At 63.1% G+C, this 16,960-nt stretch carries 15 protein-coding genes; 9 read left to right on the forward strand and 6 right to left on the reverse strand.

Going from position 1 to position 16,960, the window contains the following annotated elements:
* Positions 1–71: 71 nt before the first annotated feature.
* Complete coding sequence (locus JQ575_RS28225) at positions 72–1,391, reverse strand: UDP-glucose/GDP-mannose dehydrogenase family protein (protein ID WP_212036475.1); 1,320 nt, start codon at positions 1,389–1,391, stop codon at positions 72–74.
* Positions 1,392–1,581: 190 nt separating this feature from the next.
* Between JQ575_RS28225 and JQ575_RS28230 the strand changes: the two genes are divergently transcribed.
* The 3 genes from JQ575_RS28230 to JQ575_RS28240 all read left to right on the forward strand — a co-directional run bounded on the left by JQ575_RS28230 (position 1,582) and on the right by JQ575_RS28240 (position 6,810).
* A complete protein-coding gene (locus tag JQ575_RS28230) occupies positions 1,582–2,646 on the forward strand; it encodes an acyltransferase family protein (protein ID WP_212036476.1) in 1,065 nt (354 codons plus the stop codon).
* A 239-nt stretch (positions 2,647–2,885) separates the two neighbouring features.
* Positions 2,886–5,951: a DNA polymerase I gene (gene polA, locus JQ575_RS28235; RefSeq protein WP_212036477.1), complete on the forward strand. Its 3,066-nt coding sequence runs from the start codon at positions 2,886–2,888 to the stop codon at positions 5,949–5,951.
* A gap of 223 nt (positions 5,952–6,174) precedes the next feature.
* Positions 6,175–6,810, forward strand: coding sequence for a LysE family translocator (locus JQ575_RS28240; protein WP_212036478.1), 636 nt, complete (start codon positions 6,175–6,177; stop codon positions 6,808–6,810).
* A 144-nt stretch (positions 6,811–6,954) separates the two neighbouring features.
* On the opposite strand, the gene JQ575_RS28245 is transcribed toward JQ575_RS28240, so the two are convergent.
* Positions 6,955–7,581: a glutathione S-transferase family protein gene (locus JQ575_RS28245; RefSeq protein WP_212036479.1), complete on the reverse strand. Its 627-nt coding sequence runs from the start codon at positions 7,579–7,581 to the stop codon at positions 6,955–6,957.
* 202 nt (positions 7,582–7,783) lie between these two features.
* On the opposite strand from JQ575_RS28245, the gene pyrE reads away from it, so the two are divergent.
* Together pyrE and JQ575_RS28255 are read left to right on the forward strand one after the other, a co-directional pair.
* Positions 7,784–8,347: an orotate phosphoribosyltransferase gene (gene pyrE, locus JQ575_RS28250; protein WP_192739194.1), complete on the forward strand. Its 564-nt coding sequence runs from the start codon at positions 7,784–7,786 to the stop codon at positions 8,345–8,347.
* 269 nt (positions 8,348–8,616) lie between these two features.
* Positions 8,617–9,399, forward strand: a complete 783-nt coding sequence (locus tag JQ575_RS28255) for a DUF2865 domain-containing protein (protein ID WP_212036495.1) — start codon at positions 8,617–8,619, stop codon at positions 9,397–9,399.
* A 130-nt stretch (positions 9,400–9,529) separates the two neighbouring features.
* Here JQ575_RS28255 and JQ575_RS28260 read toward each other — a convergent pair whose 3' ends face one another.
* The gene (locus tag JQ575_RS28260) at positions 9,530–9,961 is read right to left on the reverse strand and encodes a hypothetical protein (RefSeq protein ID WP_212036496.1); all 432 of its coding nucleotides are present in this window, start codon (positions 9,959–9,961) and stop codon (positions 9,530–9,532) included.
* A 134-nt stretch (positions 9,962–10,095) separates the two neighbouring features.
* Here JQ575_RS28260 and JQ575_RS28265 point away from each other — a divergent pair, with 134 nt between their 5' ends.
* Positions 10,096–10,587, forward strand: coding sequence for a DUF3658 domain-containing protein (locus JQ575_RS28265; RefSeq protein ID WP_212036480.1), 492 nt, complete (start codon positions 10,096–10,098; stop codon positions 10,585–10,587).
* Between the two features lie 33 nt (positions 10,588–10,620).
* Here the strand turns inward: JQ575_RS28265 and JQ575_RS28270 are convergent, their stop codons facing one another.
* Entirely contained in the window at positions 10,621–10,950 is a 330-nt protein-coding gene (locus tag JQ575_RS28270) for a multidrug efflux SMR transporter (protein WP_211999553.1), read from the reverse strand.
* 176 nt (positions 10,951–11,126) lie between these two features.
* Entirely contained in the window at positions 11,127–11,357 is a 231-nt protein-coding gene (locus JQ575_RS28275; RefSeq protein WP_212036481.1) for a hypothetical protein, read from the reverse strand.
* A gap of 202 nt (positions 11,358–11,559) precedes the next feature.
* Here JQ575_RS28275 and JQ575_RS28280 point away from each other — a divergent pair, with 202 nt between their 5' ends.
* The 3 genes from JQ575_RS28280 (at position 11,560) to rocF (ending at position 16,203) form a co-directional block, all read left to right on the forward strand.
* Positions 11,560–14,082 carry a glycogen/starch/alpha-glucan phosphorylase gene (locus JQ575_RS28280; protein WP_212036482.1) on the forward strand — a complete coding sequence of 841 codons (2,523 nt, stop codon included), beginning with the start codon at positions 11,560–11,562 and terminating at the stop codon, positions 14,080–14,082.
* Positions 14,083–14,367: 285 nt separating this feature from the next.
* Complete coding sequence (locus JQ575_RS28285; RefSeq protein ID WP_212036483.1) at positions 14,368–15,183, forward strand: acyl-CoA thioesterase II; 816 nt, start codon at positions 14,368–14,370, stop codon at positions 15,181–15,183.
* A gap of 51 nt (positions 15,184–15,234) precedes the next feature.
* A complete protein-coding gene (gene rocF, locus JQ575_RS28290) occupies positions 15,235–16,203 on the forward strand; it encodes an arginase (protein ID WP_212036484.1) in 969 nt (322 codons plus the stop codon).
* Positions 16,204–16,294: 91 nt separating this feature from the next.
* Here the strand turns inward: rocF and JQ575_RS28295 are convergent.
* On the reverse strand, positions 16,295–16,960 hold a 666-nt coding region (locus JQ575_RS28295), incomplete at its 5' end, for a phosphoenolpyruvate carboxykinase (ATP) (protein WP_212036485.1).

Raw genomic sequence — 16,960 nt, forward strand, 5'->3', positions numbered from 1 at the left:
AAAACAAGACGTGGATGGCCGGGACAAGCCCGGCCATGACGGAAATAGCGGTGGCGCAGTTCAAGAAGCCATCAAACGCCGGTGTCAGATCCCCGTCCCACGCTGTCATAGGTGAAGCCGTGGGCCGCCATGTCCTCGGGGCGATAGATGTTGCGCAGGTCGACTACCACCGGCTTGGCCATCTCGCGCTTCACGCGCTCCAGGTCGAGGGTGCGGTATTGCACCCATTCGGTCACGACAACCATGGCGTCCGCGCCGCGCAGGCAGTCATAGGGATCGTCGCAATATTCGATATCGGGCAATTCCTTGCGCGCCTGCTCGATGCCGACCGGATCGTGGGCGCGGACCTTGGCGCCCATGTCGAGCAGCCCGGTGATGAGCGGAAGTGACGGCGCCTCGCGCATATCGTCGGTGTCGGGCTTGAAGGTGAGGCCGAGCACCGCGACCGTCTTGCCGCGCAAGCTGCCACCGGCCGCGTTTGACACCTTGCGGGCCATCGCTCGCTTGCGGTTGTCGTTGACTCCAAGCACGGCTTCGACGATGCGCAGCTGCACGTCGTGATCGAGCGCGATCTTCACCAGCGCGCGGGTGTCCTTCGGGAAGCACGAGCCGCCGAAGCCGGGGCCGGCATGCAGGAACTTCGAGCCGATGCGGTTGTCGAGCCCGATGCCGCGCGCGACTTCCTGCACGTCGGCGCCGACCTTTTCCGACAGGTCCGCGATCTCGTTGATGAAGGTGATCTTGGTGGCGAGGAACGCATTGGCGGCGTATTTGATCAGCTCAGCGGTGCGCCGCGCCGTGAACATCAGCGGCGCCTGGTTGAGCGACAACGGCCGGTAGATATCGCCGAGCACCTTGCGCCCGCGCTCGTCCGAAGTGCCGACCACGATACGGTCGGGGAACTTGAAATCGCGGATCGCCGCGCCCTCGCGCAGAAATTCCGGATTGGACGCCACCACCACATCGGCTGACGGATTGACCTCGCGGATCAGCCGCTCGACCTCGTCGCCGGTGCCGACCGGCACCGTCGATTTGGTGACCACCACCGTAAAGCCCTTGAGCACGGCGGCGATCTCGCGCGCGGCGGCATGCACGTAACTCAAATCCGCGTGACCATCGCCGCGCCGCGACGGCGTGCCGACCGCAATGAACACCGCGTCGGCGTCCGCAACCGGCCCGGTCAGGTCGGTGGTGAAATCCAGCCGTTTGGCCTTCACATTGGAAGCCACCAGCGCGTCGAGCCCGGGCTCGAAAATCGGGATCTCCCCGCGCCTGAGGGCCGCGATCTTGTCGCCGTCCTTGTCCACGCAGGTAACCTGGTGACCGAAATCGGCAAAACAGGCGCCGGATACCAGCCCCACATAGCCCGTGCCAATCATGGCAATGCGCATGAAAACAGCCTGTTTTTGATGGTTAACGGTGCCCGCCTCTTAAAGCATTTGGCGGCAAAGAGGAAACCGGAAAAGCGCCGGAGAACGGCAAGAAACCGGCAAGAAAACCGGCATGTCATTTGTATGAATAAAGGAGAAAGCAACGGATCGGGCCGATGATGCGCCGCCAACGGGCCAAAACAGGACATCCATGACACCAAACGGCACATTGCCTGTCGCCGAACGCGCCACGTCTTTCGTGGCCGGACGCGTGGACTGGGTCGACTATGCCAAGGGCATCTGCATCGTCATGGTCGTGATGATGCATTCGGTGCTGGGGGTCGAGGCCGCAGCGGGCCAGACCGGCTTCATGCATTGGCTCGTCATGTTCGCCAAACCGTTCCGGATGCCGGATTTCTTCCTGATTTCAGGCCTGTTCCTGGCGGTCGTAATCGACCGCGACTGGCGCACCTATCTCGACCGCAAGGTGGTGCATTTCGCCTATTTCTACGTGCTGTGGGTGACGATCCAGTTCGGTTTCAAGGCGCCGTCCTTTGCCGCCGGGACCGGTTGGGCACATGTCGGCTATCTGTATCTGGAATCCTTCATCGAGCCGTTTGGCACGCTGTGGTTCATCTATCTGCTGCCGATCTTCTTCGTCGTCACAAAACTGACACGCAGCGCGCCTCCGCCAGCGATCTTTGCCGCCGCCGCGTTGCTGGAAATGGCGCATGTCGCGACCGGCTGGACCGTGATCGACGAATTCTGCGCGCGCTTCGTCTATTTCTATGCGGGTTATTGGCTGGCTTCCTACGTCTTCGCCGTGTCGGATCGCGCGCGGGCGCAGCCCGCACTGGCGCTCACGGGTCTGGCATTGTGGGCCTTGATCAATGGCGGCCTGGTCATTGCGGGCTACAGCGACTTGCCGCTGGTCTCGCTCGCACTGGGATTTGCCGGCGCCGGCGCTATCATCGTGATGGGCACGCTTTTGGCGCGAATGCGCTGGCTCAATTTCCTGCGTTTTTGCGGCGAGCATTCGATCGTGATCTATCTCGCCTTCTTCCTGCCGATGGCCGCGACAAGGGCGCTGATGCTCCGCAGCGGACTCCTTGACGTCGGCACGATCTCGCTGATCGTCACCGCCGCAGGCGTCGTCGGTGCGCTGGCGATCTGGCGGCTGGCACTGGCGCTGCATGCCAACTTCCTGTTCGATCGCCCCGGCGCGTTCTGGATCGCGCCGAAAAAGGCCGGCCCAGTGCTGCAGGCGGCAGAATAATTCCATCGTCGTCCCTGCGAACGCAGGGACCCATAGCCACCGCTCTCCGTGGTTACATTCGCTGTCGCCCCAGCCCGATGCAAAACTACCCTCCGGGATTATGGGTCCCTGCGTGCGCAGGGACGACGAAAATTGCTTGCTGGGCAATCCCAGATTCCGGCCCAATGGCAGCTGATGACAGCGTGGAAAATCGCCCGCCGAGGCTGTCAATCCTTGCCAAAAATCCCTAAATTTCGGCCATGCCGAAAATAGCCCCCAAAGCCGACAAACCCGCCCCCGCCAAAGCCGCCGCCAAGTCCGAGACCAAGTCTCAGACCAAGGCAGAAACAAAGGCTGAAACCAAGGCGCCTGCCAAAGTTCCGGGCAAGAGCGACCATGTCTTTCTGGTCGACGGTTCCTCCTACATCTTCCGCGCCTATCACGCGCTGCCGCCGCTGAACCGCAAATCCGACGGGCTGCAGGTCAATGCCGTGCTCGGCTTCTGCAACATGCTGTGGAAGCTGCTGCGCGACATGCCCGAGGACAACCGGCCGACCCACCTGGCGATTATCTTCGACAAGTCAGAGATCACGTTCCGCAACAAGCTTTACCCCGATTATAAGGCGCACCGGCCGCCGGCGCCGGACGATCTGATCCCTCAATTCGCGCTGATCCGCGACGCCGTGCGCGCCTTCGACCTGCCCTGCCTCGAGCAGGGCGGCTTCGAGGCCGACGATTTGATCGCGACCTATGCCCGGATCGCGGGCGAGCGCGGCGCCACCACCACCATCGTTTCCTCCGACAAGGATCTGATGCAGCTCGTGACCGACAAGGTCGTGATGTACGACACCATGAAGGACCGCCGCATCGGCATTGCCGAAGTGATCGAGAAGTTCGGCGTGCCGCCGGAGAAGGTGGTCGAGGTGCAGGCGCTGGCGGGCGATTCCACCGACAACGTGCCGGGCGTGCCCGGCATCGGCATCAAGACCGCGGCGCAACTGATCGTCGAATATGGCGATCTCGAGCAATTGCTGTTCCGCGCCGGTGAGATCAAGCAGCCGAAGCGGCGCGAGGCGCTGATCGAGAATGCCGAGAAGGCCAGGATCTCGCGCCAGCTGGTGCTGCTCGACGACAAGGTCGCGCTCGACGTGCCGCTCGATGATCTTGCCGTCCATGACCCCGACGCCCGAAAGCTGATCGCGTTCCTCAAGGCGATGGAGTTCTCCACCCTCACCCGCCGCGTTGCCGATTATTCGCAGATCGATCCGTCCGACGTGGAAGCTGCGGCCGGCAACAAGAGTGCTGCCGCGCCCGCCACGGCCAGAGCGGCCGGCGGCGCTACCGGCGACCTCTTTGCCAGCCCGCCTGCTACGGCAAAACCAGGGGCCGACAAGCAGGACAAAGCGGCAAGCCCCAAGGGCACGCCCATTTCGCTCGCCGCCGCCCGCGCCGAAGCCGCGCGTAAAATTCCGGTTGATCGCACCAAGTATCAGACCATCCGGAGCCCCGATCAACTCAAAGCCTGGATCGCACGCGCGCACGATGTCGGTCATTTCGCGATCGATGCGCAGGCGAACATTGACGATCCGATGCAGGCCGACATCTGCGGCATTGCGCTGGCGCTGGGACCAAACGAGGCCGCCTACATTCCGCTCGCCCACAAGCAATCCGGCGGCGGCTCCGGGCTGTTCGACGCCGGCCTCGCGCCGGACCAGATCAAGCCGAGCGACGCGCTCGCCGCATTGAAGCCGCTGCTGGAATCGATCGGCATCCTGAAGGTCGGTTTCAACATCAAGTTCAACGCCGTGATGCTGGCGCAGCATGGCGTCACCCTGCGCAATGTCGAAGACGCGCAATTGATATCGTACGCGCTCGACGCCGGCCGTAATGCCCACGGGCTCGACGGGCTGGCGGAGCGCTGGCTTGGCCACGCCTTGATCAGCTATGGCGATCTTGTCGGCAGCGGCAAGAACAAGCTCACCTTCGATCAGGTCGAGGTCGACAAGGCCACCGCCTACTCGGCCGAATACGCCGACGTGATCTTGAGGCTGTGGCGCGTGATGAAGCCGCGCCTCGTCGCCGAGCGCATGAACGTGGTCTATGAGACGCTGGAACGGCCGCTGGTCAGCGTGCTGGCGCGGATGGAACGCCGCGGCATTTCGATCGATCGACAAGTGTTATCGCGGCTGTCGGGCGAATTCGCCCAGACCGCCGCGCGGGTCGAAGCCGAGCTGCAGGAAATCGCGGGCGAGCCGATCAATGTCGGCAGCCCCAAGCAGATCGGCGATATCATCTTCGGCAAGATGGGCATCACCGGCGGCAGCAAGACCAAGACCGGCGCATGGTCGACCTCGGCGCAGGTGCTCGATGAACTCGCCGAGCAGGGCCACGAATTCCCGAAGAAAATTCTGGAATGGCGGCAGGTCTCGAAACTGAAATCGACCTACACCGATGCGCTGCCGGAATATGTCCATCCGCAGACCCATCGCGTTCACACCACCTACGCGCTGGCCGCGACCACCACCGGGCGGCTGTCCTCCAACGAACCGAACCTGCAGAACATCCCGGTTCGAACCGAGGACGGCCGCAAGATCCGCCGCGCCTTTATTGCGACGCCCGGCCACAAGCTGGTGTCGGCTGACTATTCGCAGATCGAGCTACGGCTATTGGCCGAGATCGCCGATATTCCCGTGCTGAAGCAGGCCTTCCGCGACGGGCTCGACATCCACGCCATGACGGCCTCCGAAATGTTCGGCGTGCCTATCAAGGACATGCCGAGCGAGGTGCGCCGCCGCGCGAAAGCCATCAATTTCGGCATCATCTACGGCATCTCGGCGTTTGGCCTCGCCAATCAGCTCGGCATCGCGCGCGAGGAGGCGTCAGCCTACATCAAGAAATATTTTGAGCGCTTTCCGGGCATCCGCGCCTACATGGATGCGACACGGGATTTCTGCCGCGCCAACGGCTATGTCGAGACGCTGTTCGGCCGCAAATGCCACTATCCCGATATCAAGGCGAGCAACGCCTCGGTCCGCTCCTTCAACGAGCGCGCCGCGATCAACGCCCGCCTGCAAGGCTCCGCCGCCGACATCATCCGCCGCGCCATGATCCGGATGGAAGACGCGCTGGCCGAGGAGAAGCTCTCGGCGCAGATGCTGCTGCAGGTTCACGACGAACTGATCTTCGAAGTGCCCGAGAAGGAAGTCGCGGCGACGCTGCCTGTGGTGCAGCACGTGATGCAGGACGCGCCATTCCCGGCCGTGCTGCTCTCGGTGCCGCTGCAGGTGGATGCAAGAGCTGCGAATAATTGGGACGAGGCGCATTGATTCTTACCTCTCCCGCACTTGCGCGCCAGAGCGCGGCGGGTGCGGGCTCTCGCGCCAAACTTTGACGCCCATTGCTGGGCGAGACCCCCAGCCCAGCCCTCCCGCAAGTGCGGGAGAGGGAGCGCACTGGGCTCGCCGCCGAATTGCACTCCGTACAATTTCCGAAATGACATCGCGGCGTGTCTGGCGCTAGAAACGTGCGCATTCCCTCGCGAGTCCCCTCATGCCCCACACGTCAGCCTTGCTCGGTTTTGCTCTCGTCTCGCTCGGCATGGTGCTGACGCCCGGGCCGAACATGATCTACCTGATCTCGCGCTCGATCACGCAAGGGGCGGCAGCCGGGATCGTCTCGCTTGGCGGCGTGGCGCTCGGGTTTGTGTTCTACATGCTGTGCGCGGCGTTCGGCATCACCGCGCTGTTGTTCGCCATTCCCTACGCCTACGACGCGTTGCGCTTTGCGGGCGCGGCCTATTTGCTGTGGCTGGCGTGGCAGGCGCTGAAGCCGGGCGGCCGCTCGCCGTTTCAGGTGAAGAAGCTGCAGGTCGATGGCCCGCGCAAGCTGTTCGCGATGGGCTTTGTAACGAACTTGCTGAACCCGAAGATCGCGATGCTCTATCTGGCATTGCTGCCGCAGTTCATCGATCCCACCGTCGGCAGCGTGCTGACGCAGTCGCTGGCGCTGGGCGCGATCCAGATCGTGATCAGCGTCAGCGTCAACGCGATGATCGCGCTGGCGGCCGGATCGATCGCACTGTTCCTCGGCACGCGGCCGAGCTGGCTGCTGCTGCAGCGCTGGCTGATGGGGACGGTGCTGGCGGGACTCGCCGTCAAGATGGCGTTTGAGGCAAGGAAGGCGTGAACTTTTTAACCTCGCCCCGCTTGCGGGGAGAGGTCGGCGCGCAGCGCCGGGTGAGGGGGTACAGGTCTCAACGCGCGCAGAACTCGCGGAGAGAGCCCCTCACCCCAACCCTCTCCCCGCAAGCGCGGGGCGAGGGAGAACATCTCAATCCAGCTTCGCTTCCATCCCGCGCTTCGTCGCCGGGCGGGCCATCAGCGCGTTGTACCAGCGCTCGACATTCGGAAAATCCTTCAACTCCACCTTGTGGCGCGGGTGGCGCCAGGCCCAGCCGAGGATCGCGAAATCGGCGACCGACAGCGCATCCGCGACGAAGTCGCGGCCGTCGAGCCGGCGGTCCAGCACGCCGTAGAGCCGGCGAGTCTCGTCCATGTAGCGCTTCAGGCCATAGGCGCGGTTGGTTTCGTTCTCCAGCGCGATGAAATGGTGCACCTGGCCGGGCATCGGCCCAAAGCCGCCCATCTGCCACATCAGCCATTCATAGACCGGGATGCGGTCGCTGAGCGGCTTGGGCAGGAACTTGCCGGTCTTCTCGCCGAGATAAAGCAGGATCGCGCCGGACTCGAAAATGCTGACCGGCTTGCCGTCCGGGCCATCGGGATCGACGATCGCGGGAATCTTGTTATTCGGGCTGAGCTTGAGGAAGGCGGGCGCCATCTGCTCGCCCTTGCTGATGTTCACCGGGATCACCTTGTAGGGCAGCCCCATTTCCTCCAGAGCGACCGAAATCTTGCGGCCGTTCGGCGTGTTCCAGGTGTGCAGTTCGATGGTCATCTACGGTTTCCCCCAATAAGGCTTGGACTTCCCGTAGCGCGGAAGCTTGCGGCCTTACAACCGCCGTTTCCGAGGGGGCTTCCCTGCGCCCGGCGGGGGCCCGGCACATTGCCGCGCCCTGTTGATTTGGCCAGATCGGCTCTGGAATGAAAGGGAAAGCACCGATAGATTGCCGCCCGCCTCAAACCTTTGGGAATACGCCTTGTCCAAGTCAGCCTCCCGCGCCCGCCTCGCCGAGATCATCCGCAAGCGATCGTTCGGCCGCGGCGAGATCACGCTGGCCTCGGGCCGCAAGAGCGACTTCTACTTCAACCTCAAGCCGACCATGCTCGACCCCGAGGGCGCGGCGCTGCTGGCGGAACTGACCTATGAGGCGCTGAAGGACGACCAGCTCGACTACGTCGGTGGCCTGGAAATGGGCGCGGTGCCGCTGGCCGGCGCGATCGCGCAGCTATCGTGGATCAAGGGCCATCCGATTGCGGCCTTCTTCGTGCGCAAGAAGCCTAAGGAGCACGGCGCCCGCCTTGCGGTCGAGGGCCTCGCCAAGGGCGAGAGCCTGCAAGGCAAGCGCATCGTGATCGTGGAAGACGTCACCACGACCGGCGGTTCGGCGCTAAAGGCGGCCGAGGCCGTGCGCGAAGCCGGCGGCGAGATCGTGCTGGTGTTCACCATGGTCGATCGCGAAGAGGGCGCGACCGAAGCGTTTGCCGAAGCGGGCATACAGTTTCGATCGCTCTACAAGGCCAGTGAATTTTTAAAGAGCTGAGGTCGACCGCTCCCTCAGTTGTCATGCCCAGGCTTGACCCGGGCATCCATCAATCTTCGCAAGAGCTTTACTCCAAGAAGATGGATTGCCGGGTCAAGCCCGGCAATGACGAAGAGAGACACCAATTCTTTTCCCGCCGCCGAGCGCTTGCTCACAGCTCGTTTACCATCCCGGATTATGGTGAATCCACTGACGCCTGTTTCGCGTCGGTTGCGTAAGTGTTGCGTTGGGTGGAGTTAGCGTTGCGTACAGAGTTGGCTTTTTCGCGCATGCGGCGCCGCGCGACCTCTATTTCCGCCGCCACGCTTGCAGCATCTTTCATGCTGGTGCCGGGCAGCGTATCGGCCGAAGGCCTGTTCGACATGTTCTTTGGCGGTGGCCAGAAACAGCAGGCGCGGCAAGCCCCGGCACAGGCGAATTTCTTTGCCGATCCGTTCGGCCTCAATCAGCCGCCAGCCCAACCCGCACCCGCGCCGCGTGTCGCCGGCTCCGGACCCGCCTTTTGTGTGCGAAGCTGCGACGGCAAATATTTTCCGCTGACCACGCGCGGCAACGCCACGCCGGTTCAGATGTGCCAGGCGTTCTGTCCCGCCAGCACCACCAAAGTGTTCTACGGCAGCAATATCGACAGCGCATCGGCCAGCAATGGCGAGCGCTACGCCGACAGTGAAAACGCCTTCGCCTACCGCAAGGCTCTGCGCGCCGATTGCACCTGCAACGGCAGAAGCCCGTCGGGCCTCGCGCCGGTCGACCTCGCGCTCGACACCTCGCTGCGCTCGGGTGACGTCGTCGCCACCGCCGACGGCCTGGTGGCCTATACCGGCGTCCGCCTCGGCGCCGATCAGACCGCCGAATTCACGCCGGTGTCGTCCTATCCCGGCCTCACCGCCAGCGTCCGCGCCCGGCTCGGCGAAATGAAGGTCGCACCTGTCAGCGCTGAAATGGTCGGTGAAACCGTGATGCCCGAGACGCGAAACGAAATCGCGATGCCGGCGACGGTGGTGCCGAAGAGCACAGCGCCGAAGGCGGCGAAGCGGGCGGAAGTGAATTAAACGAATTCATAAACCCTCATGGTGAGGAGGCGCTTCTTCAGCGCCGTCTCGAACCATGAGGCCACAGACGGGCCTGCATCCTTCGAAGACGCGCGCAAGAGCGCGCTCCTCAGGATGAGGACAATCTACATCACCGCCCGACGATCACCCCGATCACGTTCGGCGCCGACAGATATTTTTCCTCGATCGCCGCACGCGCCGCGGCGCGGTTTTCCGGCGTCAGCAGGCCGCGCTTTTCGGCGAGGATCATCCAGCAATAGCCCCACCAGTCCGACAGCATGCCCTGGTCGTCGACGAGGTCATAGCCCTGCTCGGCGGCAAAGATCCGCGCATGGGCCTCATCGAGCGAATCGAGCCAGGCGTGATCGGCGATCGAGAACAGGTCGTCGCTGAAATCGTCGGTCGTGTAACCCCAGACCGACATGCAGACGGCGTTGAACTCACGGTCGATGGCGTCGTCGTCGACCGGCTGGCGGCGCGAGGCCTGATGCAGCCGCGACAGCGAGCGCGCGAAATCGGCGATACGGGTGAGCGCGAATTGATCGAAGGCGATGGTGGACATGGACATGTAGTCCTCGATACCAGTGATAGACCCTAGATATTGTGTCGGCACGGCGCCGAATCACAATGATATATCAAGTACTTGCTAAAGTGTTCTTAATTTGTTCCAATGAGTTGAGTTTGTGGGATCTCGACATGGACCGGACGCAGGCTACCGACATTGCCAGGCACTTGCACGATGATGCCGCGGCCATGGACCGAGCAAGCACCATCATAGCTGACCTTGATCAACAGGATCGGGCAGCACTCGCCGATCCCCTTGGAGAGATCGTTTCCGCGCTGCATTTCGGACTTTTGCGAGCTATTTACGATCGCTATCCGGATTTGCGACCGCCATCGGACGAAGAGTCCTCGATCGATTCGACCCTGCAATGGGCGGATGTCGTGCTCCCCAAGTCCGTGTCCCAGGCCGATCTCGACGAACTGATCTTTTCCGCTCTGGAACCGAATTGGCAGAAGACCGCCCGGGTTATCGGCGACATTGCTATTCGCTGCAAAGCCCTTGCATGGCCCATCGACTCGGAAATGCTGGCTGCGCGCATCCAGGCATTGGCCGAAGCCGGAAATATCGAGAGCGCGGGCGACGTTCGCGCATGGCGGCATAGCGAGATACGATTGGCAGGTTGATGAGTGCTGCGATGCTTCAGTACCGCGGCCCCTTCACTGCGACGAAGCGCTGGAAAACAGATTGATGACAACGACCCCGGAGACGATCAGTCCCATGCCGCAGAGCGCCGCCGTATCCAGCTTCTGGCTCTGGAACACCCAGGCGATCGTAGCGATGAGGACGACGCCAACGCCCGACCAGACGGCATAGACCACGCCCGTCGGTAGGCTTCGCAGCGTCAGCGAGAGAAAGTAGAACGCCACCGCGTAACCCGCGACCGTCACCAGCGATGGCAGCGGCTTGCTGAAACCATCAGACAGTTTCAGGAAGGTTGTTGCCACGACTTCCGAGAGAATCGCGATGCCCAAATAGAGATAGGTCATGCCGCCTGCTAGCAGAGGCATGTGATGTTTTGACGACTCGCGTGTGTTGGCGATCTGGCGGAACAACGCCGCGCCACGTAGCCCGGTTGAAGCGCCAGCGTAATCCGGGAACCTAACCATGTGTGGTTTGGCCAATCCCGGATTGCGCTTCGCCCCATCCGGGCTACGACTATCAATCACATCGCCGACAGCATCCTGCCGCCGCAATAATTGGCGTAGAATTTTCCGCCGCATTGCCGCTTCATCGCCGCACAGCGGGCGGCGGGCGACGCATTCTTCGCGACGCTGAACGAGCAGCCCAATCCATCGGCGGTTTTGCCGGCCTTGCCGGCGGCGAACGCGGCACTGGTGGCGCTGATGCAGAACACCAGAAGCGTCGCAGCGGCGATCTCGATGATCAATCTCATGGCGCGGCCTCCCCTCAACTGGCGTGATATCACTGCTTTCAAATGCCATTCTAGCACCGAAATCGGCGTGCCGATGCCTCCAAATCGGCCCGGTCCTTGCATAAAAACATACCAGCGCGGTGCACAACAAACGTCTGGATAGTTTCGGTTGTGGTGCAAGGCGCGTATCGTTTCGTGAGTCTGAACTGCAGGGATTGACGCGTTGCAAGAACAAGCATTCGCAGGGAGTTTTCCGGTGCCGGGCCAACCGATCGACGAACTGGCGCTTTCCGAAATCAAGGGCGCGATCCTCGCCAAGCTGCGGCTTGCCATCGGCAAGGACACCGGCATGGCGACCAAGCGCGACTGGTACAAGGCCGCAGCCCTGGCGCTGCGCGACCGCATCGTGCACCGCTGGCTGACCGCCGAGAAGGATAATTACGACGCCGGCCGCAAGCGGGTCTATTACCTCTCGCTCGAATTCCTGATCGGGCGCCTGTTTACCGACGCGCTGAACAATATGGGCCTGCTGCCGCTGTTCGAGGCGGCGCTGGGCGATCTCGGCGTCGATTTGTCGGACCTGCGCAATTGCGAGCCGGATGCGGCGCTCGGCAATGGCGGCCTCGGGCGCCTGGCGGCCTGCTTCATGGAAAGCATGGCCACCCTCGCCATTCCCGCCATCGGCTACGGCATCCGCTATGATTTCGGCCTGTTCCGCCAGATCATCGCGCAGGGCTGGCAGCAGGAATATCCCGACGAGTGGCTCGGCTTCGGCAACCCCTGGGAATTCCAGCGCTCCGAAGTGGTCTATCAGGTGCATTTCGGCGGCCATGTCACCCATGTCGCGGACAGAGGGCGCGAACGCGCCAGCTGGCATCCCGGCGAAACCGTGCAGGCCGTCGCCTACGACACCCCGATCGTCGGCTGGCGCGGCCAGCATGTGAACGCGCTGCGGCTGTGGTCGGCGCGCTCGCCCGATCCGCTGCGGTTAGACGCCTTCAACACCGGCGACTATCTCGGCGCGGTGGCCGAGGAAGCGCGCGCCGAATCGATCTGCAAATTCCTCTATCCGAACGACGAGAGCGCGGCGGGCCGCGAATTGCGGCTGCGCCAGGAATATTTCTTCGTCTCCGCCTCGCTGCAGGATCTGGTCAAGCGGCACCTCGCCGCCGATGGGCAGCTGCGCAGCCTGGCGCAAAAGGCCGCCGTACAGCTCAACGACACCCATCCGAGCCTTGCCGTCACCGAACTGATGCGGCTCTTGGTCGACCTGCATAATTTCCGCTGGGAAGAAGCCTGGAAGATCACGGTCGCGACGCTGTCCTACACCAACCACACGCTGCTGCCGGAAGCGCTCGAGACCTGGCCGGTCGAACTGTTCGAACGGCTGCTGCCGCGGCACCTTGAAATCATTTACCGCATCAACGCCGCGCATCTGGCGCTGGCCGAGCAACGCGCTCCCGGCGATATCGACTTCCGCGCCTCGGTGTCGCTGATCGACGAGCGCTCCGGCCGCCGGGTCCGGATGGGACAACTGGCCTTTGTCGGCTCGCACCGCATCAACGGCGTCTCGGCGATGCATTCCGACCTGATGAAGGAGACCGTGTTCCACGATCTCAATCATCTTTACCCCCAGCGCATCACCAACAAGACCAACGGCATCACCTTCCGGCGCTGGCTGATGCTGGCCAACCCGAAACTCACCGGCCTGTTGCGCGAAACCTGCGGCGAAGCCGTGCTCGACGATTTCTCGCAGCTGCAGCGCCTCGAAGACCATTGCGGCGACAATTCGTTCCAGCAGCGGTTCCGCGACGTCAAGCTGCAGAACAAGCTGGCGCTGGCGCGGGTGATCGGCGAGCGCCTCAGCATCAAGGTCGATCCGTCGGCGCTGTTCGACGTCCAGATCAAGCGCATCCACGAATACAAGCGGCAGCTGCTCAACATCCTCGAAGCGGTTGCGCTGTATCAGGCGATCAAGGACGAACCGCAGCGCGACTGGGTGCCGCGGGTGAAAATCTTCGCCGGCAAGGCCGCGGCGAGCTATCGCACCGCCAAGCTGATCATCAAGCTGATCAACGACGTCGCCGAGATCGTCAACAACGATCCCGTGGTCGCGGGACGGCTGAAGATCGTGTTCCTCGCCAATTACAATGTCAGCCTGGCCGAAGTGATCATCCCGGCGGCGGACCTGTCCGAACAGATCTCGACCGCCGGCATGGAAGCCTCCGGCACCGGCAACATGAAGCTCGCGCTCAACGGCGCCCTGACCATCGGCACGCTCGATGGCGCCAACATCGAAATCCGCGACCATGTCGGCGCGGAAAACATCGCGATCTTCGGCATGGAAGCCGGCGACGTGATGGTCCGGCGCCGCCAGGGACTGGATGCCTCCGACGTGATCCGCCGCTCGCCACGGCTGTCGCGGGCGATCAGCGCGATCGAGAGCGGCGACTTCTCGCCCGGCGACCCCGCGCGGTTCGAGGCGATCGGTCACACGCTGCGCCAGTTCGACCACTACATGTGCGCCGCCGATTTCGATTCTTATTACGAGGCGCAACGCGGCATCGATGCCCGCTGGCAGGTGATGCCAGCGTGGACGCGGGCCTCGATCCTCAACGTGGCGCGGATGCCGTGGTTCTCCTCCGACCGCACCATCCGCGAATACGCCGAGGATATCTGGCACGTGCCGGTGCTCCCAAGCGCGCCCGTGCAGGAGCAGGATGCCCAACGCGGCGTGTCGGGCTGAATTCCGGCGATCCCTCTCGGTCGTCATGCCCGGGCTTGTCCCGGGCATCCACGTCTTTGTTTCTCGTAAGCAAGGAAGACGTGGATGGCCGGGTCAAGCCCGGCCATGACGGAGAAATTTCCCCAAAGCCATTACCTGCCACATCATTGAATGTACGATGAGGGTGGTGATACTGCCGCCCAGACCACAGAGCGTCATTGCGAGGAGCGATAGCGACGAAGCAATCCAGTCTTGCTTTGTCGCCTCTGGATTGCTTCGCTATCGCTCGCAATGACGGAAGTATCCATGCTCACCAAGACACCGCATCTGTTCGACGACGCCACGCAGGTCACCGCCGGCGACAGCCGCTGGCAGGGCAAGACCAGCGAGGATTACTGGGCCTTTGTCGGCCCGTTCGGCGGCTGCACGGCGGCCACAATCCTGCGCGCTCTCATGGACCACCCGCAACGATCAGGCGATCCGTTGTCGCTCACCGTCAATTTCTGCGCGCCCGTCGCGCAAGGCGCGTTTGATCTCGACGTACGGCTGGTCAAGGCCAACCGCTCGACGCAGCATTGGTGCGTGGAGATGACGCAAGATGGCGGCGAGGTGGCGACGCTGGCCACCGCGGTGTTCGCCGAGCGCCGCCCGTCCTGGTCGCACCCGCAGGCGCCGTTCCCGTCGTCAAAACCCTACGAGCAGACGCTGCCTTACGGGAAGGTCGCCGCGCCCTGGGTCAAGCAGTATGATTTCCGCTTCGTCGAGGGCGAGCCGGGCTGGGGCTCGGCGTCGTCGGCGGAGCCGAATTCGTTCTCGAAACTGTGGATCGGCGACCGGGTGCCGCGGAAGATCGACGCGCTGTCGCTGATGTCGATGTCGGACGCGTTTTTCGGCCGCATCTTCCACGCCAGGCGGGAGCTGGTGCCGTTCGGCACGGTGTCGATCACGACCTATTTCCACGCCGACGCCGCCGACCTCGCCGCGGAAGACATTACGCGCGTGCTGGCGGTGGCCGACGCCAAGATTTTCCACAAGTCTTATGGCGATCAGAACGGTGAATTGTGGTCGCCGAACGGACGGCTGCTCGCAACGACGACGCAAATCGCGTATTTCAAGGCGTAAGGGAACATACGGGCCTCATCTTCCGTTCCCTACGGTCCTGGAAGGCGGCTCATGTCCGAACCCGACGCCAAGAAGCCCGATATCGCCCTGCTCGGCATCCCCATCGAAATTGGTGCTTCGCAGGCCGGCACGCTGATGGGTCCCGATGCACTGCGGACCGCGGGCATCGCGCGCGTGCTCGACCAATTGGGATTTGCCGTCGAGGATCACGGCAATCTCGCGATATCGAAGGTCACGCCGGACGGGCCGCCGCCTGCCAACGCCAAATTCTACGACGAGGTGAAAACCTGGATTCGGATGCTCAGCGAGCGCGCCTACGGGTTGGCGCGATCCGGCGCGGTGCCGATCTTCATGGGCGGCGATCATTCGCTCTCGATGGGATCGGTCAATGGCGTCGCGCGCTATTGGAAAGAACAGGGCCGGCCGCTGTTCGTGCTGTGGCTCGATGCGCATGCCGACTACAACACGCCCCACACCACCATCACCGGCAACATGCACGGCATGTCCTCGGCGTTCCTGTGCGGCGAAGGCGGGCTTGACGATTTGCTCGGCGAGCAGCCGCGCGCGTCGATCACGCCGGATCAACTCGATCTGTTCGGCATCAGGTCGATCGATCCCCTGGAAAAGAAACTGGTCCAGGACCGCCGCGTCGCCATTGCCGACATGCGCGCGCTCGACGAGTTCGGCGTCGGCGTGCTGATCCGCCGCGTCATCGAACGCGTGAAGGCGAAGAATGGCGTGCTGCATCTCAGCTTCGACGTCGATTTTCTCGATCCGGCGGTCGCGCCGGGTGTCGGCACCACCGTGCCCGGCGGCGCCACCTATCGCGAGGCGCATCTGATCATGGAACTGCTGCATGATTCGGAACTGGTGCGCTCGGTCGACATCGTCGAACTCAACCCGTTCCTCGACGAGCGCGGCCGCACCGCGCGCGTCGCGGTCGAACTGATCGGCAGCCTGTTCGGCCTGCAGATCACCGACCGCCGGACGCCGACAAACGCGATGCTGCAAGGACGATAGCAAGAAGCGGCCGTATCAAGAACAAGCGCTCTGTGAAAAAGAAGGGCGACCTTGCGGTCGCCCTTCTTCATTTCCGGGAATGACGTTCGGATCACTCCGCCGCGAGCTTGACCTCGGGCGCAGCAGCGCGGACGTCGGCGTCGACCTGGGCTTCGAACTTGGCAAAATTCTTCTGGAACATGCCGACCAGCGCACGCGCGGTCTTGTCGAACTCGGCCTTGTCCTTCCAGGTGTTGACGGGGTTGAGGATGTCGCCGGGCACGCCCGGCAGCGCCGTCGGCACCGCAAAACCGAAATACTTGTCGGTGCGGAATTCGACATTGCGAAGCGAGCCGTTGAGCGCCGCGGTGAGCAGCGCCCGCGTCACCTTGATCGGCATCCGGCTGCCGGTGCCGTATTTGCCGCCGGTCCAGCCGGTGTTGACCAGCCAGCAATCGACATTGTGCTTGGCGATCAGCTCGCGCAGCATGTTGCCGTAGACCGACGGATCAAGCGGGAGGAACGGCGAGCCGAAGCAGGTGGAGAATTCCGGCTGCGGCTCGTTGCCGAGACCGCGCTCGGTGCCCGCCACCTTGGCGGTGTAGCCGGACAGGAAGTGATACATCGCCTGCGCCGGGGTCAGCTTTGCGATCGGCGGCAGCACGCCGAAGGCGTCGGCGGCCAGCATCACCACGTTCTTCGGCTGGCCGGCACGTCCGGTGCGCGAGGCGTTCGGGATGAAGTCGAGCGGATAGGCCGAGCGGGTGTTTTCGGTTTT

Source organism: Bradyrhizobium sp. JYMT SZCCT0428 (assembly GCF_018131075.1).
In the GTDB taxonomy this organism is placed as follows: Bacteria; Pseudomonadota; Alphaproteobacteria; order Rhizobiales; family Xanthobacteraceae; genus Bradyrhizobium.